We start from the raw sequence: 20,275 nt of genomic DNA, 5'->3' as shown, positions 1-20,275 counted from the left end.
AGGGTGCCTTTCAGATCGTTCGGATAGGAGCGGTGTGCTGGTCAGCTGCTGTTTGTGAAGGCGTCGAGGCGGTGGAGTCCGGTGATGAGCAGGCCCGTGTACTTGGCGCGGGTATCGAACCGAATTCGCCGCCGGCGGGCGTGACGGGCCAGACGAGCTGCGATCGAGAACAACCGAAGTCGCAGCGTCTTGAGTTCCCAGGTTCGCGTGTTTGTGCTGGTGAACGCCAGCAGTTGCATCCATGCGTTCAGGTCGAACGCCAACGCCACGATCGCGGTCCAGATCTGGTTCTGCGCGAACGAGTGCAGCGGCAAGTTCATCAGGCCGCAGTCTTTGCTCTGCCGGATCCGATCCTCGCACCGAGCGCGTCGGCGGTGCCGCAGTTCCAGGTCGGCGTGCTGCCCGAGTTTGGTATTGGTCGCGAACGCGGTCAGCCGCCACCCGTTCCGGTCGGTGATACGCAGTTGTGCACCGGGGTGCGGTTTCTCCCGCCGCACGATCACTCGCATCCCGGGCGGCCATCCCGTCAGGTCTATGACTCCGGTCAACTCGGCGACGTCAGCACCTTCGCGCGGCTCGCGGTCACTGTTGTAGGCCGGGGTCCATGCCTGTTTCGGGAGTCGGTCGATGATCTCACCGAGCCGGGCGTCCAGACCGAACCCGACCGAGTACGAGAGTCGTTGTTTATGCAGGTAGTCGAGGAAGTCGTGGGTGGCGCCCGCCGAGTCGGTGCGGATCAGCACCTTCCGGCCGGGACGTGCTGGTAGACCTGGGATCTGTGCCAACACGGTGCGGGTGGTGGCGATGTGATCGGCGGCGGTGTTCGATCCGGCGTTGCCCGGCCGCAGCAGGATCGTCCCGGCTTCACCCGCACCGCCCGGTCCGTGGTCGATGAACGCGGTCATCGGATGAAATCCGTAGCCGCCCTTGTAGTTTCCTGCTGCCGCTTGCTTGTCGGAGTGGGCGGTGACCAGAGTCGCATCGAGATCGATGACCAGCGGATTCCTCGCCGAGATGCCGTGGTTCGGAGCGGCTGTGCCGGCCAGAGACCACACCCGTGCCCGGGTCGCGGCGCGCGCAGCAGCGATCGCTGACATGGCCTCGACTGGCGTGGCGGCGAGGGCGGAGATCAGGCGAGACACGGTCGGGTCGGAGGCGACATGCCCGAACGCCTCGGGGTGATCGCGGACGGTGGCAATGTCGGCGAGGCAGTCGCCGCCGGCGACCAACGCCACCGCGAGATCGGCGACGATCTTGCCCGGATCGTGCCAGGCCAAAGGTTTGCGCCACGGCGCCAACGCTGTCGACAACTCTGTTGCCAGGCCGCTGACCTCGACTGTGCGGGTCAGCAGGATGGTTCCGGCGTGGGACACGAGGTTCTTGCCGTCCCCGGCGGCAAGGATCTGTGGGTAGAACACGGTAGAGTTGCTCACCAGGAAGGTGCTCCTTCGCTCTGACGTAATCGGACTGTCGCAAGAACGATTATCGCAGGTGAGAGCACCTTTCTTCATGCTTCAGGCCGGGCGAGTCGAATTCACCGATGAAAGGCGGAGGCTAGTAAATGCAGCAAAGTGTCTAAGGAGACCTTCCCAATCGGGCAGATCAGCGTACCGTCTTGAAATCCCGGAGCCGATAAACAGGTACGGCGCAGCCATCGTCTTCAGATGAGAGCTGAGGAAGTCGTACGCGGTACCCATGCTACATAGGGTATCCTCCGGCATCGTCCCGCGTCGTCGGTTCCGTGGTGACACGCCCGGCGGAGCAGTTTTCCACCTGCCACAACGTCGTCACCGAGTGGTTCTACGCGTGGCGTGTCGTCGCGCGCCTGATGAGGTCGAGGGTCAGAGCCCACGTCGTAGTGTGCTGCGGACGGTCGACTGGGATCCTCTCTCATCATCGCGTCGAACACTCGCCTTGATGTGCCGCAACGCAGCCTGGCCTGCTCGGTACTCGGCCGCTTGGTCAGGGCCACGCACGATGTTCGGGTCGCCCAGCGGTGCCGGGCCGGTGATCTCGTAGCGGTAGCGGTATAGCGCGACAGTGGCGGCGTGTGCCTCCCACCGCTCTCGCGCTTCGGGTCGTGAACTCAGCTGCCCGAGCCGCGCCACCCATGCGGCTCCCGCTTCTCGGGCGTCGTGCAGCAGTTTTCGCGCAGCAGCCTCGATCAGCGCCTGCCGCTCGTTGAGCGCGGTCTGCATGTCATCTGCGATCGGCTCGGCAGGCGTGGGGATGAGTCCAATGACCCGCGCTCTGGTTCGTTTGCCGGGCCGGAGTTTCTGGGTTGCTTGGTCGAGCATGTTGGCCAGCTGCGCGGCGGGGTCGGCCTGGTCTTCGCCGGGCGTGAGTCTCGGTGCGAGCGCGGTGAGCGCGACGGCTGCAAGGTGGCCGGCTGCCTCGTGACGTGCGAGTGCGCTCTCCAAGTGCTCGTAGTAGGGGCTGGTGAACACGTCGTCGGCCACGTTCTCGGGGAACGGCGCGATGTCGAGCAGGGCGGCCCAGCGGTCGGTCTGTGCTTCTCGGGAGAGCACGTCGTACTCGGCGAGCAGCGTGGACAGCGAGGCGTGACGGTCTACCTCGCGCGTCAGCGTCTCGGTCGCGGAGAGGTCGGCGTCGCTGCGCGCAAGCACCTTGGCGAGCCGGTCTGTCAGGGTCAGCGGCTCGGGTTGGTCGAGATGCGGCTCGATCTCGTGCGGGTCGGGCACGATCACGTAGGCGTGGTTGCGGTGCTTGCCGCGCGTCATCGCCACGTAGAACAGCTCCCGCGACGACGTTTCGGGATCGACCAGCGCGTGTGCGGTATCGACGCTGGCTCCTTGGGCGCGGTGGACGGTGGAGGCGTAGCCGAGGTTCTGTAAACGCACCTACCTCTCGATGAGAGCTAGGAAGGCGGTGGCTGAGATGAGCCACGATCAGCAGGAACGAACCGCAGGCAATGAGCCGAACGACCAGGCGACGGCGCAGGCGTCGCCGTCGTTGCGGGCGGTGGTGTATGTGCGGATCAGTGATGATCCCGAGGGCACCGAGCGCGGTGTTGACCGGCAGGAAGCTGACTGCCGGGCGTATGCGGCAGCGCACGGGTGGGAAGTCGCCCAGGTGTACCGGGAGAACGACACGTCGGCGTTCAAGCAGCGCACGATCACACTCCCGACGGGTGAGCGGGTGCGGCGCGTGGTGCGCCCGGAGTTCCGCGCGATGTTGAAGCACCTCAGCGAGCAGCGCGCCGGGGTGATGATCGCCTACGACCTGGATCGGGCGGTGCGCGACCCGAGAGACTTGGAAGACCTGATCGACGCCAAGGTACTCAACGGCTTCAGCGTCCGCTCCGTGACCGGCTCGCTGAGGTTGGATACGGATTCTGATGTGGCGATGGCGCGGGTGCTGGTCGCGATGGCGAACAAGTCCTCAGCCGACACCGCCCGCCGTGTCGCTCGGGCGGCGAAGCAGCAGGCCATCGAGGGCACTTGGCATGGTGGGCAGGTGCCGTTCGGCTACCGCGCCGAGAACCACACGCTCGTGATCGACCCCGAGGCTGCCGAGTTGGTGCGGGAAGCCGCGCGGCGGGTGCTGGCCGGAGAGACGTTGTACCGGATTCTCACCGACTGGAACCGGCGGGGTATCCGTACGACGCACGGGTGCCGGTGGTCGGATCGGACACTCAAACTGGTGCTGCGCAACCCCTCGATCAAGGGGGTACGGGAGTATCGACCGTTGTTGCCGGACGGCACCCGGTCGAAAACCTCCCTGATGCAGACGACCGCCGCGTGGCCCGCGATCTTGGACGAGGACACCTGGCAGCAGGTCTCCGATGTGCTCGATGCCCGCAAGCAGGCCCGAAACTTCCATCAGCCCGGCAGTGGGGCGGCGAAACGGCTGTATCCGTTCTCGGGTCTGATCCGCTGCTCGACCTGCGGACGCGCCATGCTGCATCGCGGCCAGGTGTATCAGTGTGTGCAACAGGTGCCGGGCGGGTGCAACCGCTCGATCCGTTCCGGCGACCTCACCAAACTCGTGGAGGAAGCCGTGCTCGCGACGTTCGAGCAGATCACCCTCAACCCCGCCAAGCGCCAGTCTCCGGGCGCGGATCAGGCCGCACGAGTGGGGCTTGCCGCGACGCTCGATGCCGACCGGGAACGCCTCGCCCGGCTCGATGATGACTACTACGACGGGTTGATCGACAAGTCGATGTGGGTGCGGCAACGCTCACGGATCGCCGAACGCATCGAACGCACCCGCCGCGAGTACGCCGCCACGGTGCCGGAGCACACTGGCCCGTCGATTGATATGACGACCGTCGCACAGGAGTGGGCCGACCGTACCCCGATGTGGCAGCACCAGGCCGCCAGTCTCGTCCTTGAAGCCGTCCTCGTTCACGCCCTGCCCAGGGGGATGAACGGCGCGACACCGGCGAGGCGGCGCAATGAGACCGTCGAAGCGTTTCATGCCCGCCGTGAGGTGTACCGGGCGGGGATTCTCGCACATCGGGTCGAGTTCGTCTGGCGCGCCTAACGCCCCCGCGCCTTCGGCAGGCCGCAGAGGGCTTGCAGTTGCTCACGCACCCGTGGGTCAGCGATGACCGGAGGCAGGCCCTGCGCTGCGCGGCTCTCCCGCGCGAGGCGTGCGCCGAGTGGTTCGGGGGCATCGGTCGAGGCTGGTTCGGGCGTGGTTGTGGTGGTCTGCGTCGAGGTATCCATGTAGACAGGTACGACAGGCAAACCACAACATCTAGTTGTACGGGGTCAGGACGTTGGTTGCAGTCGGCTGATCGGGGGGTTGCCTCCGAGGGCTGAGTGGCGTCGTCCAGTGTTGTAGTGCTCGAGCCAGGGGTCAAGTGCTGCGGTGCGGTCGTCGTTCGAGGTGAACGGTTGCCGGTAGGCCCATTCGGTTTGCAGGGTCCGGTTGAACCTCTCCACCTTGCCGTTCTGCCACGGGCAGTGCGGTTTGATGAACTTCTGCCGGATGCCGTGCGCGCCGCAGACGCCGCGCAGCGACCATCGGTAGGCCCAGGCGTTGTCGGTGATCAGCCGCTCGATGCGGGGGATGCCGTGCGCGGCGAAGTAGCCGATGGCGCGTTCGAGGAACGCGGCGCAGGTCGGGCCCTTCTCGTCGGGGAGGACCTCGGAGTATGCGAGCCGGGAGTGGTCGTCGACGACGGAGTGCACGTAGTCGTAGCCGACGACGGTCTGTTTCCGGGCGGCTGTGGAGCCCATCGCTCTGCCGTGCGCCTTCCACCCGCCGCCGTCGGGGATGCGACCGAGCTTCTTCACGTCCATGTGCACCAGCTCGCCGGGCTGCTCGCGTTCATAGCGGACCGCTGTGGTCTTCGACGCGCGGATCCGCTCCCCGGTCATCGGGTCCAGATCGACCAGACGAGGCAGCCCGGACCGGGCGATGATGCGCGACACCGTCCGCGCCGGCACCCCGGTGCGGGCCGCGACCTCGTCACGGCCGACTCGTTCCTTCTTCCGGATCGCGACCACCGCCGCGGCCCTGGCATCGGGGGTGCGGTTGGCGACGTGGTGAGGCCGCGAGGAGCGATCGTAGAGACCGGCTTCACCCTCGGCGCGGTAGCGGTCCAGCCACCGCTTCACGCAGCGTCGGGACACGCCCATTGCCGCGGCGATATGCGCCTGCTTCCACCCGGCACCGGCACGATGGACGATGAGCAGCCTGCCGTGCACGGTCAAGCGGGCATTACGGTGGGACACGAGAACCTCCGAGTTCGTGAAGACGTCAGACATCTCCACTAAGCCCGGAGGTTCTCCCCTTTCACAAGACCGGAAACGCCACCAACCTCATGGCCGGGTACATCTAGTACCTGGCATCGAGTTGAGGTACTATATGCAGACTTATCCACAGGGAGCTACCTGCGACCGACCCCAAACGGGGTATGTCACGGGGGTGCCGATTCGGTACCCTCGTGAACCGGCTCAACGGTGCCGCAAATTTTGCGGCACCGTTCGCGCCCGTGACGGCCAGCCGAGCGGAGCGAAAGCGCAGGTCCGACGGTGGTGGCGATTCGACACCACCGTGAACGGTCGCGGTGAGGTCGCAGCGGATGCGGCTTGGTTCGCGGGGGCAACGGCGAAACTCCTGGTCGGACGGTGGTGCCAATTTGCCACCACCGTCACGAGAACCACAACGAGCAGCACAGCGGGCCGAGGTCGCAGGCTGGACGGTGTGGGAAATTTTCCCCGACCGTCGCCCCGCGAGTGTGGTGCCGCCGATTCGACGGAACCACCCCGGCCGGGAGTAAAAGCCCTGGTCGCACGGTTCCGGCAATTTGCCGGAACCGTCACCCCCACCCCGACATGCAGGCGCGCCGGAGCGTATCGCGGTCGCGTGGTGGCGGTGCTCATCGTCGGGTTCCTCCGGTCGTGTGGGCAGGTGTCAGTAGGTAGGTGCGCACCCGTTCCCACGGGAGTCGTCGGCGCGTGCGGTGGCGATGCCGACGCCCGGCCCCGCCCGGCTCGCGGACGGTGGGCCGTAGCGCCGGTACTCGATGGGGGTCACGCCCATGTAGCGGCGGAAGATGCGCGAGGCTTGCCCGCAGTGGTGGCACCAGCCGACCCGTTCGGTGATCGTGCCGATGAGCAGATCGGTTTCGCGGATCAGGCGCGCCATCTCCTGTACGCGCAGGATCGACAGGTACACCGGCGGCGTCACCCCGAACGAGTCCTTGAACACCCGATTGAGCTGACTCGGCGACAGGCAGGCGTGCGCGTCCAGTTCGGTGAGCGGCCACTGCCTGGCGATGTTGCTCTGCATGAGCGCCGCCGTGCGCATAATCTCGCGGCGCACCGGCTTGAACTCCCGCCACCGGGGAGGCGCGACCCGCACGGCCCGCTGCCGAGAGGTCAGCGGCGGCACCTCCACCGGCGCGTGACGAACCAGCGGCGCGATGGCGGCGAGCACCGTGAACAGCAGCGCATACGCACGGAAGTAGCCGCGCGGCGATTGGTCTTCGCCGGTGAGTGTGGCGAGTTCATCGAGGATCGGCCCGAGCCGTTCGGCCTGCGATTCTCCGACGCGCAGCACCTGCACCGGATCGGGATACAGGTGAGTTGCGAGGTCGCGTGCGGCTTCGCCGTCCGCGAGCACGTCGAGGTGCTGCCAGAACAACTGCTCGACCAGTAATCGGTATCCACTGCCACTGTCCTCACCGTGACGGTGCCCTCGGGTTCGTACCCGAACTCGACGTTCGGGGCGACCAGCACCACATCACCCACCGACGCCGACCCGCCCGCATCGGCATCGGCATCGGCATCGGTGAGGATGATCGAGCCGTCGCGCACGACCACGAAGCGCACACAGTCATAGGCGGTCGCCGCCAATATGCGACGGTGACGGATGCTGGTGACATAGACGCAACTCCACGGCTCGACCGGCTGCACTATCGCGGGGTGCGGCGACTGCGGCGTCCTTGTAGGCTCATGACCGGTCGGCGTGGTCGCCGGGCGTTCGAGTAGCAGCGACATGACGACCTCCCTTCTCTGACCACCCCCGAGCAACCAGGGGGAAGAACCGGCCTACCAAGCACCGGCGGTCGCGGCGAAGCAGGAGACGAGCAGGCCGGGCGTTTCCCGGTCACTCCGGCACTTTGCCGGGCAGCGCGACCGGCTCGGTCATGGGAGGTCGGTCATGAGCGGGCGCATGTCTCGGTAGCGGCTCGGTGTCACTCCGGTGTGCGCTGTGGATGCTTCTACCGCGCGCGACCGGCTCCGCCACCCCACCCGCTGCCCGGTGGCGGTGACGGTGATGTTCGTCTCGCGTAGGAGCCGCGCCATCTCTTGCACGCGGAGCATCACCAGGTAGGCGGTCGGGGTCTTCCCGAACGTGTCCGTGAACACGCGCACCAGGTGCTTCGGAGAGAGCCGCACCAGGGCTGCCAGTTCCGCGAGCGTCCACGGGTGCGTGATCCGGCTGTGCAGCGCGTCGCGCACCAGCATCGCCTCACGACGCAACGGTTCAGGCACCCGACTTCGAGCGGAGAACGGGCGAGCGCGGGCACGTTGCAGCCGGGTCAGCCGCACCGTCGAGACGCGGATGCACGGCGCGATCACATCGGTGATGAGGAACCAGAGCGCCTGCATCCGATGGAACCGTTCCAGGTACTTGCCCTCGACGGTGAGGGCGACCAGCTCGTCCAGCCACGGCAACAACCGCCCGGCTCGATCCCGGCCCAGGTGCAGTACCTGGGCAGGTTCGGTGTACACCTTTCCCGCGAAGTCGTGGGCGTCGAGGCGGTCGTGCAAGATCGCGGAGTGTTGCCAGAAGAACTGATCCAGCGCCATGTCGGTGTCGATGTAGACCGTCGTATAGGTGACCCGCCCCTCGGGTTCGACGCCGAACAGCACGCTCGGCCCCAGCAGCACCGCGTCGCCAAAGCTGACGGGTTGCTGTCCGAACTCGCTGAACACGATGGCCGTGCCGTCACGGATCACAACGAGCCGGACAACGTTGTACGCCGCCAGGCCCACAGGTCGATGCGTCGTCCGTGTCCGAGCCGACAACGGCGGGGAGATGCGCCTATCCACTCATCGGGTGCTTTTCTGTCAGTTCACTGGGCCATGCGATGAGTTGCGTGCGAGTGTCGTCCTTGGTGGAAGTCTCCGCGACTGCCGCTCCGAAGTCGGCATAACTGATCGCTTGTCGGGTGAACGCAGTCTCGTCTGTGGAAGGGGAGACTCGTTCCCAGCGTGCTGTCGTCGGCCCCTCCGGTTCGTAGACGGGCGGCGGGATCAGATACGCCCATTCTGATCCTGCGTTGCCCGCTTCGAGGTGGTCGCGCAGCATGGCGTGTGCTCTCCCGCGCGGCAGTGTGGGTTCTGGGAACCGGGGGTCTTGCCAGAACCGTCTGTCTCCAGGGAGTCGGAGTGCTCCTGCTCCGCCGACCGTGACGATCCGGGCCGGAGCGCCGTTGGCCTTGGTGCTTGCCTCGATGAGTCGATCATGTACGGCCACGAGTTCGGTCGGGGCGATGTCCTCACGCAGTCGGATCGCGTTCATGACGACGTCGATGCCGTGCATTGCTTGCGTGAGACTGGCGTTCTCAGCGATGTTCACGACCGTGGAGGTCAGCGATGCAGCAGTCTTGGCGAGCCGCGTGGTGTCTGCCGGATCGCGCAGCGCAGCGGTCGCCTCGATGCCTGCGGGGAGATGAGCGAGGATGGCGGCTCCGGTGCGCCCGGTCGCGCCGAGAATCAGGATGCGAGTCATACAGGTACCTCCGAAGCGGGCGTGCGGGTGAGTCGGGCGAACCCGGTGAGGCTGGCGACGGCGAGCACCATGAGCGCGGCGAGACTGACGAGCAGGATCGGGAAGTCCAAGCCCAGGTAGGCAGTGAGTGGGCCGACGCTGGCACCGAGGAACAGCACGAATCCGTTGAGCGCCATCCCACCGGCCCGGTTCGGGGCGGCGGTCTCGCCGAACAGGGTGATCATCGCGGGCACCGCGAGCGCGACCCCAGTGACTCACACGAGACTCGCCAGCGCCGTGCCCGCGAGGGATGCCGAGAGTGCGGCTTCGATCAGCAGCCCAATCGCGGCGAGGGCGAACCCGGCACGTGCAACCCCCGCGCCGCCGAGACGCTTCGCAATAGCGCCCGCGAAGAGGGAGGCGAACATGCCCGGCAGCCCGACGAGGCGGAGCCAGATCACCTGCGATGAGTCCAGGCAGAGGTCGGTCAGGTGCGGGCCGAGGCCGGTGTACATGCCGACGAACGACAACAGCAGCGTTAGGTGCGCGAGGCTCAGTAGCAGCACCGAGGGGCGTGTGGCGACCCTCCCGACTACGGCGAAGCGACGCACCAGGCTCGCATCGTCTCTGCGACTGTGCGGCTCGGTGACGAGCACGGCGACGCCGATCATGCCGAGGCCGAGCATGATGCCGGAGAGGATGAACACCCACTGCCAGCCCAACGTCAGGCTGAGCGCGGAGGCGAGTACTTGGCCTGCGATCCCGGCAACGAGGAATGCCGTCGACATGGCCCCGATCGCCGTTGCCCGACGCTTCAGCGGGGTCGCTTCGGCCAGATACGCGAGCGCAACCGGCGCGAAACTCGACGCCATCACCCCCTGCACCCCGCGCAGCGCAGCAAGCATCGGCACCGTGGAGGCGAAGCCGCAGGCGATGGTCGCGACGGTGAGATACACCAGGCCGATGAGCATGATCCGCTTCCGCCCGTACTGATCGGCCAACGGCCCCCAGATCAGGAACCCGACCGCATAGCACACGCTGAACACCGTCGAGAGCGCGAACGTCACATCAGAGCCGAGTTCCGCACCGATCGGGGCGATCAGCGGGATTGCCGCGTACAACTGCGTGAGCACCAGCAGCGCCGTGACCACGAGCAGCACGACCACGCCGTTCCCTGCCGGGTGCTCGCGCGCCTCGCCTGCTCCCGCTATCTGTTCCGTCGAGTTCGCAGACACCACCACTCCAAATCCAACGTTTCCGTTGGATTTGACTGTAGTAGGCTAACCGCGAAGACGCAACGTGAGCGTTGGGTTTACCGCACGAGACGGGAGGTGGGAACGATGGGCTGGGATGTTGAGGGCAGGAAGCGCCGCATCCTCGACGCGGCGGTGGCCGAGTTCGCCGCGCACGGGCCGCACGGCACGACCATCGAGCGCATCGCCAAGGCCGCCGGGGTGAACAAGGAGCGCGTCTACACGCACTTCGGGGGCAAGGACAGACTTTTCGCCACCGTACTGCGCGAGGAACTGGCGAAGGTAGCCCGCGACGTGCCCGTCGAATCATTCGCAACCGAGGACGTGGGCGACTACGCCGGGCGCGTCTACGACTACCACCGCGAGCACCCCGAACTCGGCAGGCTCATGCGCTGGGAAGGGCTCGTCTTCGACACCGAAGTACCCGACGAGGCCGAGCGGCGCGAATACTACGGATACAAAGTCGCCGCCATGACCGACGGACAGGCCAAGGGCACAGTAACGAGCGACCTCGACGCCGACCACCTGATGTTCCTCGTGCTCTCACTCGCCGGATGGTGGTCAGCGGTACCGCAGGTCGCCCGCATGATCACCGGAGCCGAGAGCGACGCCGAACACGCACGCCGCCGTGCCTCCGTCGTCACCGCTGCCCGAAGACTCATCGGGCAGTAATCAGGTCACGAAGTTCGCCGAGAAGACTAGTCACTTCATCGAACCGAACTCCGAAAGTTCCCTCGAACTTTGTGACGCCAACTCTTGCCAGCGACACTCTGTGCGACGCTCTCGCGCTGACGCTCGGCTCCATCAGTCATCTGCCCCCTATCTCAGTGAGGCACGTATTTTACGGCGGGGCCGTAGTGCGCACCTCTCTCACGAGACGACTCGTGAGGGAGGCCAGAGTGAAGGGTGGAGTGAAGCTGTTCCACGGCAGCGGTGCTGCCGCGCGCGCCTATGTCGAGGCCGACCGCTCCCGCGCTGACGAGTACTACCTCGGCGCAGACCAGGCCGTGGCCGAGTACGCCGTGATCGACGCGACCGGCGAGGTCACCGCTGCTCGGTCGCTGTCGGCGGATGAGTACGAAGCCTGGGTCGATTGGGTGAACCCGGACACCGGGGAGTCGATGGGTACCCCGCGCAAGCCGGGCAAGGTGCGTCGGGGGTCGCCGTTGTTCGCGGAGATGACGATCAACGCGCCGAAGAGCCTGTCGGTCGCCGCCGCACTCCACCCGGACGTGTCCGAGGCGTTGGACGCGACGCAGCGGGATGCGGCGCGGGAGATTCAGCACTTCCTTGGTCAGCATTCGGTCACGTTGGCGGGGCCGCGCGGCGCGCAGGAGGTGCTGCCGGTCGAGCACATGCAGACCGTCGCGATCACGCACAAGACGAGTCGTGCGGGTGATCCGCACCGGCATATCCATTTCCAGATTGGCACGAGGGTGTGGGCGGGCGGGAAGTGGCGGGCGCTGACCACGGCGGCGTTGTTCCAGCAGCAGGGCGCGATCCGTGCTCTCGGTACGGCGGTGATCGCCGCGCACCCCCAGCTCGCCGCCACGCTCTCCGAGCATGGCCTGACCCTCGACCCCGTAAGCGGTGAGGTTGTGGAGTTGGAGCCGTTCAACGCCGTCATGTCGAAGCGGTCGGCGCAGATCAGACGCAACCTGGAACGCATGGAGGCCGAGTGGCAAGCGAAGCATCCCGGCGAGACGCCCGGCCCGGTGTTGACCGCTCGGATGCAGGACGCGGCGTGGGCGTTCCAGCGGCCCGGCAAGAAACCGGCGGACTTGAAGAACGAGCAGTGGTGGCAGCAGGAACTCCGAGACGCCGGCTACCACCCCGAGAGCTTGCAGCACCCCGACACCGTTGCGCCGGCATCGCTGGATGACCTCAGCGTGCAACAGGTCGCCAGTCGTGCGCTGGATCGCTGCGCGGCGGCTGCATCGACCTGGACACCGCACACCGTGCGAGAGCACGTCACCCGCATCACCACCGAGGCAGGCGTGCAAGCGACCCCGGCGGAGTTGCGCGAGTTCATCGACCTCGCCACCGGACTCGCCGCCTCGGATTGTTTCTCGGTGCTGCCGCCGGGCATGGTGCAACCCGAGCACGTCGCCCACCTCACCAGCCTTGGCGTCGTCGCCGCCGAGACCGCACTCCGCGACCAACTCACCGCCGCGACGCCGGAACGGGAGCCGAAGCACCCCGACGTGACCGACGCTGCGCAAGCCGCCGGACTCGACACCGGGCAGACCGTGGCCGCCGCTGCCGTCGCCTCGACCAACCCGCTCGTGATTGTCGAGGGCGCGGCGGGCGCAGGCAAGACCACCATGCTCGGCGTCGCCATCGAGGTTGCAGCCGAGCACGGGCGATCCTCGCGGGTGGTTGCGCCGACGTTGCGTGCGGCGCAGGTCGCCCACGAAGAACTCGGCGTGCCCGCAACCTCCGTCGCGGCGCTCGTGTATGCGCATGGGTGGCGGTGGAACGAGGACGGCGTATGGACACGCCTCGCACCCGGCGACACCGACCCTGCAACCGGGAACATCTACACCGGCCCACCAAACGACGCCGTGCTGTCGCGGGGTGAGCGGGTGATCGTGGACGAAGCGGGGATGCTCGACCAGGACACCGCCCTCGCTCTGCTGACCGTCACCGCCGAGGCAGGCGCGTCGGTCGCGTTCGTGGGCGACCGGGCGCAGCTCCCGGCGGTCGGGCGCGGCGGGGTGCTCGACATGGCCGCCCAGATTCGTGGCCGTACCTACGACATGACCGAACTCCACAGGTTCACCGATGCCGAGTATGCGGCGTTGACGTTGGTCATGCGTGACCGGGAGCACCCCGGCGACGTGTTCGACCGACTCGCCACGATGGGCCTCGTGACCTTGCATGCCGACGAGGAAGCGGCCCGCGAGCACATCACCGCCCACGCCCACGACGGCGAAGCGATCACCGTCGCCACCAACGACGAGGCCACCGAGCTGAACGAGCACATCCGCGCCGGGCGGGTCGAGCGCGGCGAGGTCGACGACACTATGACGACGACCGGCAGCGACGGGCTGAGCATCGGCGCTGGCGACCTGATCCAGACCCGGAAGAACAGCAGCGACCTCGGCGTGGCAAACCGGCAGCAATGGATCGTGCAGCATGTGACCGACGAGGGCAGCGTCTACGCCCGCGAAGTCAGCGGCGGAGGCAAGCACAGCCGCACCGTCGCCCTCCCCGCCGAGTACGTGAGCGAGTGGGCGCACCTGTCGTATGCCGCGACCGCCTACGGCGTCCAAGGCGCAACCGTCGATGCCTCCCACACGGCCTTGTCGGAGGCGACGAGCGCGGCAGGCGTCTACGTCGGCATGACGAGAGGCCGCCAACAGAACCAACTCCACGTCGTCGCCGCTGATATGGCGGATGCGCGGGCGCGGTTCGTTGAGGCGATGGAACGCGACCCGGCAGACCGTGGCCTCGACCACGCCACCGCCCAAGCCATCGACGCCGTGCAAGGCCTCGTCAGCGATGGCCCCGTGCAGCTCATCACCGAAGAACTCGCCCGCCTCACCGCCGAAGCCGAACGAGCCGAACGTGCGGCGGAACGCTGGGAGCAGACCGCTGCCAGGTTCGACGCCCAGCGCGCAACACACAAGACCGAGGACGACGAGCACGCCGACGTGCTCCGCCACGCCGAGGACGAGGCGGCGCGCATCCGTGCCGAAATCGCGGAACCGTTGACGGTGCAGGCCGAGGCAGACGGCACCACCTATCTCGATGCTGTCGAGCGCGAGGCCGCCGCAAGCAGCCGACTCGCCACCGTCGGCAGGCTCGGCAGGCGCAAGGCCCGCGCGGAGCACCGCCAGACGAGCGAGCACACCCGGACGGTTCGGGCACGGGTGCGCGAAACATGGGGCGAACCACCCCGCACCACCGACACCCTGCCCGAGTGGGCGGCACGACAGGCCGAGCGTCGCGCCGAGGCCGATCCCCGCGTGATCGACGCCGCCCAGCACGTCGAGGCCGCGCGAGCCGACCGTGACGAGTTGCGGCAGCGGCACGAGCAGGAACGCCGGGCGTTGCTGGTCAGCGAGTACGGGCCGCAGGCGGTGATGCGCCACCGGGTCGGGATGCGACTGCCGAACCCAGCACAGCAAGCAGGACAGGCGCACCAGCAAGCCACCGCGCTCCGAGCCGAGGCCGACTACCTCCGCGCGCTACCGATCCGCGACGCCGCCGCACGGATCGAAACCACCCGCGCCGAGCACGAAGCAAGGCAGCAAGCACTCGCCGAACGCGAACGGCAACTCCGCGAGCCGACCGAACGCGACCCGCGGCGCAACGACCCGCGACATGACGGGCCAGCACGCGGCCTATGAGCATCAGCAGCACGTCGCGTCGGCGTGACGTTCACAGCAGCCCCGCAACCCGAGCCACAGACGCCCAGCGCGATTGTCGGCCGTTCGACGTACACTTGAATACATGACACCCGACACCGCAACTCTGATCCGAGACGGCCTCGCGCTCGACGCCGATCAGCGCGCGGTCGTCGCTAACGCCCTGCTCGAAAGCCTCCATGATGCAGACGACGAGAGCGAGGTCGATGCAGCCTGGCGTGCCGAGGCTACCCGGCGACTGGCCGAGGTGCGTGAGGGTGCGGTCGATCTGGTGGATGCCGACGAGCACTACGAGCGTTTGCGCGCCTTGCTCACCGCATGACCTTGGCCCAGCGAGAGCACCCCGAGGCCGTCGCGGAGTTCGACGCCGCCGTGCGCTGGTACGAAGACCAGGAGCCAGGGATCGGCCTTGCGCTCATCGACCGAGCAAGGCAAGCCCGGAAAGACCTCGACCAATGGCCGAACGCCGCCCCACCATTCACGACCGCTGACGATGGCACCGTGATCCGCAGCAAGGCCGTTCGCGGATACCCGTACCGCATCGTCTACACGGTGGAGCCGGACACGATCCTGATCCTCGCCTACGCCCACGAGCGCCGCGAACCCGGCTACTGGCTCCACCGGCTGAACGACTGAACAGCACGCCGCCGGGCTCATGGCTCGGATCGGGTCTCGCGTACATTTCTGGCGCCGTCGAACCCGGTGGTGAGGTCAGCGAGGAGCAGCTCCGCCGTCTCATGGGGCACGGCCAGGACCCCAACACGAGCGAACAGTTGGGTCGTCCGTACCGCCGATTCGCAAGCACTGCCGAGCGAGTTGCCCGTCGGCTTGAGAAGCTTCCCGAGACCCTCGCTCCCGCTGATAGGGGTGCACAGGTGGCGTTGATCGAGGCGGAAGAGGCAGGGAAACCGACGGGTGTGTTCGGCGAAGTCGGTGAGGCGGGCGAGGTTCTGTCGGGTCTTGACGGCGAGGTAGCGGCCGTTGACTTTCCGGTCTTCGTTGATCTCAAGCAGGGCTTCGGCGGCATGCTGGCGGACGTAGGGGTCTTCGGCGTCGTCGGCGGCGATCTGTGGCCCAGACTTCGCGAATTCGGGCAGGGGTACTAAAGCCCACCCCCTGTTCCCGATCGGGCACACTGCAGAACTTACTCTCTCCCTCGCCGCCATCTGCAGTGCACGCGACTTCGCGATGGTTTGGACGCGGCTGTCGAGCGAGCCGAAGGTGAGGCGAGCAAGGCAGATCGCGCCTACGTTCGAGCCATCACCTTCGCCGCCGGTCAGTTGCTTCGCGCAGTCGCCGAAGTCCACCGGGCAAGCCTGGCGAGCCGTATTCGTCGGCGGTCTCGAGGCAGCGGTCGTGTGTGCAGCGCATGATGGCGGAGAGCCGGTCCTGCGTGTAGTCGAATGTCCAGGAGCCGCGCGAGGCGTTCTGCTGCGTCTCCAGAGCGCGCTGAATTTACCAGATCGGTGACGATTTTGGTGTTCTTGGTGGACTAATGACCGTTCTCGGGCAGGTCAGAGTCCCGCGCGGCGGCTTCGCCGTTGTCGAGGGACGCAAGCGTGGCCATCTGGTCGGTGCTAAGGCGGAAGTCGAAGACCGAGAGGTTCTCGACCAGGCGTTTGGGGTCTGACGATCTCGGCACCGGCACGAGGCCCTGCTGCACGTGCCAGCGGAGCACCACCTGTGCCGCCGTTCGTCCGACGTCCGCCGCGATCTGCACGATCGTCGGGTTCTCCCGCAGCTCGGGCCCGCGGCCGAGCGGGCTCCAGCTCTCGGTCACGATACCGAGCACCTCGTGCGCGCGTCGAGGAACGGTACGGGCGATGTCGGGGCTGAGCTGGATCTGGTTCACGTCGGGCACGACCCCGGTCTCGGAACCGACGACGGCGGTGCGAGTCGCTTCACGGTTGGGCAAGGAGATGCCGGCCCATTGCACCTCCACGGGAAAGGTTCTCCTGGCGCAGCTCCCGCGAGAACAATTGGACCGTCTCTACCCCGACGAGCAACTCTCACAGGTGACTCCGCAGTCGATCCGTACCAAGACCGAGCTCCTCGCACAACTGGATCTTGTCGCGAAGCAGGGCTATGCAACGAACCGGGAGGAGAGCGAGGAGGGCGTGGCCTCGGTGGCCGTGGCCGTTCCCTCGGCGAGCGGGCTGCGGTTGGCGATCAACGCATCTGCCCCGGTGTTCCGCTTGCCTCCCCGCAAGGTGAAGACCCTCGTCGCACTCCTCGATGAGGCAGCCGTACGTCTGGCCGACCTGACCTCCTGAAGGCTCGTCGTCTCTTTCCCCTGCGACCTGGTGCAGGGGTCGTTCGGCGCGTTCTGAAGAGAGCTCGAGCCATGCTGGACTGTTGGCGCCGCGCAAGCTATTGTGTCTTCTAGTTAGGAACAAGTTCTGCTCAGCAGATAAATATGCGAAGAAGATGATCAATGCAGATCGTACTGGTGCACGGCGGATGGGTAGGCGGCTGGGTGTGGGACGGCGTCGCCGACGAATTGCGCAGAATGGGGCACGAGGTGATCGCGCCGACGCTGCGCGGTCTCGAAGACGGTGACGTGGACCGCTCCGGCGTCACGATGAGCATGATGGCGCGCGATCTGATCGATCAGGTAAGAGAGCTCACCCAGCTCGACATCGTGCTCGTCGGTCATAGCGGCGGAGGTCCGCTCATCCAACTCGTCGCTGAGGCGATGCCCGAGCGCATCGGCCGGGTCGTCTTCGTCGACGCCTGGGTGCTGCGCGACGGCGAGACCATTAACGACGTGCTCCCCGATCCGTTGGTCGCAGCGACGAAGGCGCTTGCGAGTCAGTCCGACGACAACACCATCGTCATGCCGCCTGAGCTCTGGGCCGCGTCGTTTATGCAGGACGCGACCCCGGAGCAGCTCGCCGCGGTCGAGCCGAGGCTCGTCCCAACGCCGGCAGGCTGGTTCTATGAGCCGATCCGCCTCGACCGGTTCTGGGCGAGCAGCATCCCGTCAAGTTATGTGTTCCTCGCTCAGGACCAGGCCGTTCCCGCTGAGATCTACCAGGCCGCGGCCGGGCGGCTTGATAGTCCGCGCACGATCGAGATCGACGGAAGCCATATGGTGATGCTCACGCATCCGGAGAGGCTCGCACGGGCCCTCGACGCCGTCATTGCCTACCCAGACGACGTCGCGCCGATCTCGTACACCGAACTGGCGCCGTCGGGTGCGCCTGCTCGGTGGATCGTCCTCGTGCACGGGGGTGGTGCCTCGAACGAGTACTATCTCGAGACGCCCGACGGCCGACAGGGCTGGGCGGCACGATTCGTATCGCATGGCTACGGTGTGCTGGTGGTGGACTGGCTGGGGTTGTCCTATGAGGCGGCCCAACACGTCGATGATCGTGCGGCGTCTGCGCGGCTGGACTATGAGAGCGTGTGCCGAGGGATGGGCGTGTTCCTCTCTGGTCTCGGCCGGAACGTCGTGCTGGTCGTGCACTCGATGGCAGGTCCGATTGGCTTCCGCCTCCTAGAGACGCATGGCGATCTCATCGACGGGCTCGTAGCCGTCGCTCCGGGCCCGCCTGGAAATATACAGGCGGTGCCCGAGATCGTGAGGGAGTCCGACCAGGAGGTCTCCATCCGTGGAGCGGCCATCGACTGGACCATCCCGAAGATGGGTTTCTGGGAACCCACAAGCGCCTTCGTGAACGACAAGGCCATCGGACCCAGCCGGCGGTTCCCCCGCGAGTGCATCGAGGTGTTCCGCCGCACCCTTCGGCCGATCCCGGCCCGGATGCTTTATCAGCGTCAGAACATCGGTGGGAGCCAAATGAGGATCGGGCCGACCGACGCGTTCACGAACAAGCCGATTCTCGTCTTCACGGGTGGAGCCGATACCGACCACCCCTCGCAGCTGGATCAGGACATCGTGGCCTGGCTCACCGATCAGGGCGCCGCCGTCACCTTCTGGTCGTCCGAACTGCCTCTTCTCGCTGGGAACGGCCACTCGCTGATGGTCGAAGACAATAGCGACGAGATCGCTGACGAGATCGCGCGGTGGATCACGGCGCTCTGACTCGCCACCGTATCGTCCCGGCCATTATTTCAGCCGACCCGACGTCCCCAACAGCGGAGGAGAACGCCAGTCGTTTCCTTCGTGTCACTCGAGGGAACGCTGTGCCAGCTCGTTGCCGACTACGACTTGGTCGATCGGGCCCTTGCTCGAACTCCTCATTTCATACGTCTGGCGATGGACTCAAGGGAGATGTTCGCCGACGGCCGCGTGCAACTCCAGGTCATCGGTGGACAGCTGAGGCGTCTGCCACGACGCATCGAGACGATCGGTTCGCAGCTCGAACGGAACGTTCGGGCTGAGCATAAGGATGTTCCGAGACCTCCAGGAACGCGGATGGATCGGTTCGTTGGTCGGGGAGCTGACGACCACCCTGGTTGGCGTGGCGCTTATCGTCGCTGCGGTGCTACTTTCGGTCTCGGGGGGTGGCCCCCAGCTCGCCCCGACGTCGCACTCCTACCGTTCCTAGGGGCGGGGTGGTCGGCCTCGCGGGCAGGCTCCTCGTGCTGAGGCCGCTGCGCACCTCCTTGATGCGCACCACGCTGATCGCCGGATCCTGGCAAACTATCCCGCGACGCGAATTCGCAGGGGGTGTCGGCGCGACTTTCGATCGACGTACAGTGCCGTCCGTTAACAAACGATCGGTTCGTGCGACCGAACTGTCGAACGCCTGTGCATCGCTGCGGCGAGTTCCTCATGGCGCAGTACCTGGGTTTCGCTTCCGGAAGAAGATTTCACGAACCCCAGCGACACGGTGTTGCGGTGACGTTCGACGAAAGAGAAGAAGGATGGCCCGGCGAATCCCAATCGCGCGAAGTCTCGCCTTCGAAATGACAGAAGCGCTCCTGTGCTCGCGCGTCGGTTACTTCGCACCTTCTAGGTGTGACGTTATCAATTAGGGTGATGACGACCGGTGACGGGTACCGGTACCTGCTGAACTCTGTCGTGTCCGGTGACGGCGACCGCGACGCCTCGTCTGTGTTGACGCGGTATTACGCGGAGGCCGGGACTCCTGGCTCGATGTAGCGCCGAGGGGGTCGCTACTGGTCGGTTCCGACGTTGTGTTCAACCCAGTCGCGCAGATGCTTCAACGGGGCGGCTGCGCTGTGTCCGAGGTCAGTAAGTTCGTACTCCACGCGAGCGGGAACCTCGGGGTAGACGGTGCGAGTGAGCAGGCCGTGGTCTTCGAGACGCTTGAGGGTCTGGGACAGCACCTTGGGGCTGACGCCTTCCAAGCGTCGTTTGAGTTGCCCGTTGCGTTGCGGCCCGTCTTCGAGCGCACCGATGGCCAGGGCGCTCCACTTGTTGGCGAGCAGGTCGAGCATGTCGCGGCACGGACACATGGCCGCGTACACGTCGTTCCGGTCGCACTCATCCACGGTCTGACTCATACGTTCATGGTATCCGAT

At 66.5% G+C, this 20,275-nt stretch carries 18 protein-coding genes and 1 pseudogene; 8 read left to right on the top strand and 11 right to left on the bottom strand.

Features of this window, described 5'->3' with window-relative positions:
- Positions 1 to 41: 41 nt before the first annotated feature.
- Entirely contained in the window at positions 42 to 1,433 is a 1,392-nt protein-coding gene (locus ACH46_RS00275; protein WP_062391172.1) for an IS1380 family transposase, read from the bottom strand.
- A gap of 408 nt (positions 1,434 to 1,841) precedes the next feature.
- A complete protein-coding gene (locus ACH46_RS00270) occupies positions 1,842 to 2,861 on the bottom strand; it encodes a C-terminal helicase domain-containing protein (RefSeq protein ID WP_062391171.1) in 1,020 nt (339 codons plus the stop codon).
- 37 nt (positions 2,862 to 2,898) lie between these two features.
- Between ACH46_RS00270 and ACH46_RS00265 the strand changes: the two genes are divergently transcribed.
- Complete coding sequence (locus tag ACH46_RS00265) at positions 2,899 to 4,506, top strand: recombinase family protein (protein ID WP_024476692.1); 1,608 nt, start codon at positions 2,899 to 2,901, stop codon at positions 4,504 to 4,506.
- Between the two features lie 230 nt (positions 4,507 to 4,736).
- Here ACH46_RS00265 and ACH46_RS00260 read toward each other — a convergent pair whose 3' ends face one another.
- The 6 genes from ACH46_RS00260 to ACH46_RS00240 form a co-directional block, all read right to left on the bottom strand.
- Positions 4,737 to 5,705 (bottom strand): IS481 family transposase, encoded by a 969-nt coding sequence (locus ACH46_RS00260; RefSeq protein ID WP_101852925.1) that lies wholly within the window; start codon positions 5,703 to 5,705, stop codon positions 4,737 to 4,739.
- A 682-nt stretch (positions 5,706 to 6,387) separates the two neighbouring features.
- Positions 6,388 to 7,119, bottom strand: coding sequence for a helix-turn-helix transcriptional regulator (locus ACH46_RS00255; RefSeq protein ID WP_051317669.1), 732 nt, complete (start codon positions 7,117 to 7,119; stop codon positions 6,388 to 6,390).
- A gap of 503 nt (positions 7,120 to 7,622) precedes the next feature.
- Positions 7,623 to 8,477 (bottom strand): helix-turn-helix transcriptional regulator, encoded by an 855-nt coding sequence (locus ACH46_RS00250; RefSeq protein ID WP_024476689.1) that lies wholly within the window; start codon positions 8,475 to 8,477, stop codon positions 7,623 to 7,625.
- A gap of 49 nt (positions 8,478 to 8,526) precedes the next feature.
- Entirely contained in the window at positions 8,527 to 9,216 is a 690-nt protein-coding gene (locus ACH46_RS00245; RefSeq protein WP_024476688.1) for an NAD(P)-dependent oxidoreductase, read from the bottom strand.
- Complete coding sequence (locus ACH46_RS21535; protein WP_197425747.1) at positions 9,213 to 9,440, bottom strand: hypothetical protein; 228 nt, start codon at positions 9,438 to 9,440, stop codon at positions 9,213 to 9,215. The genes ACH46_RS00245 and ACH46_RS21535 overlap by 4 nt, the downstream gene beginning before the upstream one ends.
- Before the next feature lie 30 nt (positions 9,441 to 9,470).
- The gene (locus ACH46_RS00240) at positions 9,471 to 10,430 is read right to left on the bottom strand and encodes an MFS transporter (RefSeq protein WP_199732620.1); all 960 of its coding nucleotides are present in this window, start codon (positions 10,428 to 10,430) and stop codon (positions 9,471 to 9,473) included.
- A gap of 105 nt (positions 10,431 to 10,535) precedes the next feature.
- Between ACH46_RS00240 and ACH46_RS00235 the strand changes: the two genes are divergently transcribed.
- The 5 genes from ACH46_RS00235 (at position 10,536) to ACH46_RS21900 (ending at position 15,927) form a co-directional block, all read left to right on the top strand.
- Positions 10,536 to 11,120 (top strand): TetR/AcrR family transcriptional regulator, encoded by a 585-nt coding sequence (locus tag ACH46_RS00235; protein ID WP_024476687.1) that lies wholly within the window; start codon positions 10,536 to 10,538, stop codon positions 11,118 to 11,120.
- A gap of 227 nt (positions 11,121 to 11,347) precedes the next feature.
- Entirely contained in the window at positions 11,348 to 14,803 is a 3,456-nt protein-coding gene (gene mobF / locus ACH46_RS00230) for a MobF family relaxase (RefSeq protein WP_024476686.1), read from the top strand.
- Between the two features lie 103 nt (positions 14,804 to 14,906).
- On the top strand, positions 14,907 to 15,143 hold the full coding sequence (locus ACH46_RS00225; RefSeq protein WP_024476685.1) for an addiction module protein: 237 nt from the start codon (positions 14,907 to 14,909) through the stop codon (positions 15,141 to 15,143).
- Positions 15,140 to 15,457: a type II toxin-antitoxin system RelE/ParE family toxin gene (locus tag ACH46_RS00220; RefSeq protein WP_024476684.1), complete on the top strand. Its 318-nt coding sequence runs from the start codon at positions 15,140 to 15,142 to the stop codon at positions 15,455 to 15,457. The genes ACH46_RS00225 and ACH46_RS00220 overlap by 4 nt, the downstream gene beginning before the upstream one ends.
- Positions 15,349 to 15,927 carry a relaxase domain-containing protein gene (locus ACH46_RS21900; protein ID WP_174524654.1) on the top strand — a complete coding sequence of 193 codons (579 nt, stop codon included), beginning with the start codon at positions 15,349 to 15,351 and terminating at the stop codon, positions 15,925 to 15,927. The genes ACH46_RS00220 and ACH46_RS21900 overlap by 109 nt, the downstream gene beginning before the upstream one ends.
- Positions 15,928 to 16,135: 208 nt before the next feature.
- On the opposite strand, the pseudogene ACH46_RS21835 reads toward ACH46_RS21900, so the two are convergent.
- A pseudogene (locus ACH46_RS21835) lies at positions 16,136 to 16,267 on the bottom strand (hypothetical protein); the annotation flags it as partial.
- A gap of 46 nt (positions 16,268 to 16,313) precedes the next feature.
- Positions 16,314 to 16,763: an aldo/keto reductase gene (locus ACH46_RS21895; protein ID WP_056689190.1), complete on the bottom strand. Its 450-nt coding sequence runs from the start codon at positions 16,761 to 16,763 to the stop codon at positions 16,314 to 16,316.
- On the opposite strand from ACH46_RS21895, the gene ACH46_RS00205 reads away from it, so the two are divergent.
- Entirely contained in the window at positions 16,645 to 17,094 is a 450-nt protein-coding gene (locus ACH46_RS00205) for an IclR family transcriptional regulator (RefSeq protein ID WP_082399847.1), read from the top strand. The genes ACH46_RS21895 and ACH46_RS00205 overlap by 119 nt on opposite strands.
- A 161-nt stretch (positions 17,095 to 17,255) precedes the next feature.
- Positions 17,256 to 18,869: an alpha/beta hydrolase gene (locus ACH46_RS00200; RefSeq protein ID WP_062391170.1), complete on the top strand. Its 1,614-nt coding sequence runs from the start codon at positions 17,256 to 17,258 to the stop codon at positions 18,867 to 18,869.
- A 1,037-nt stretch (positions 18,870 to 19,906) separates the two neighbouring features.
- Here ACH46_RS00200 and ACH46_RS00195 read toward each other — a convergent pair.
- Positions 19,907 to 20,257: a winged helix-turn-helix transcriptional regulator gene (locus ACH46_RS00195; RefSeq protein ID WP_024476679.1), complete on the bottom strand. Its 351-nt coding sequence runs from the start codon at positions 20,255 to 20,257 to the stop codon at positions 19,907 to 19,909.
- Positions 20,258 to 20,275: the final 18 nt, after the last annotated feature.

Source organism: Gordonia phthalatica, from assembly GCF_001305675.1.
Taxonomy (GTDB): Bacteria; Actinomycetota; Actinomycetes; order Mycobacteriales; family Mycobacteriaceae; genus Gordonia; species Gordonia phthalatica.
Note: the sequence above shows the minus strand (reverse complement) of the source record. Positions and strands in the feature narration are given on the sequence as shown.

Coding starts and splice junctions, on each gene's coding strand:
- ACH46_RS00265 (WP_024476692.1), top strand. CDS start 2,899: ATGAGCCACGATCAGCAGGAACGAACCGCAGGCAATGAGCCGAACGAC.
- ACH46_RS00245 (WP_024476688.1), bottom strand. CDS start 9,216: ATGACTCGCATCCTGATTCTCGGCGCGACCGGGCGCACCGGAGCCGCC.
- ACH46_RS21535 (WP_197425747.1), bottom strand. CDS start 9,440: ATGATCACCCTGTTCGGCGAGACCGCCGCCCCGAACCGGGCCGGTGGG.
- ACH46_RS00235 (WP_024476687.1), top strand. CDS start 10,536: ATGGGCTGGGATGTTGAGGGCAGGAAGCGCCGCATCCTCGACGCGGCG.
- ACH46_RS00225 (WP_024476685.1), top strand. CDS start 14,907: ATGACACCCGACACCGCAACTCTGATCCGAGACGGCCTCGCGCTCGAC.
- ACH46_RS00220 (WP_024476684.1), top strand. CDS start 15,140: ATGACCTTGGCCCAGCGAGAGCACCCCGAGGCCGTCGCGGAGTTCGAC.
- ACH46_RS00205 (WP_082399847.1), top strand. CDS start 16,645: ATGTCGGGGCTGAGCTGGATCTGGTTCACGTCGGGCACGACCCCGGTC.
- ACH46_RS00200 (WP_062391170.1), top strand. CDS start 17,256: ATGCAGATCGTACTGGTGCACGGCGGATGGGTAGGCGGCTGGGTGTGG.
- ACH46_RS00195 (WP_024476679.1), bottom strand. CDS start 20,257: ATGAGTCAGACCGTGGATGAGTGCGACCGGAACGACGTGTACGCGGCC.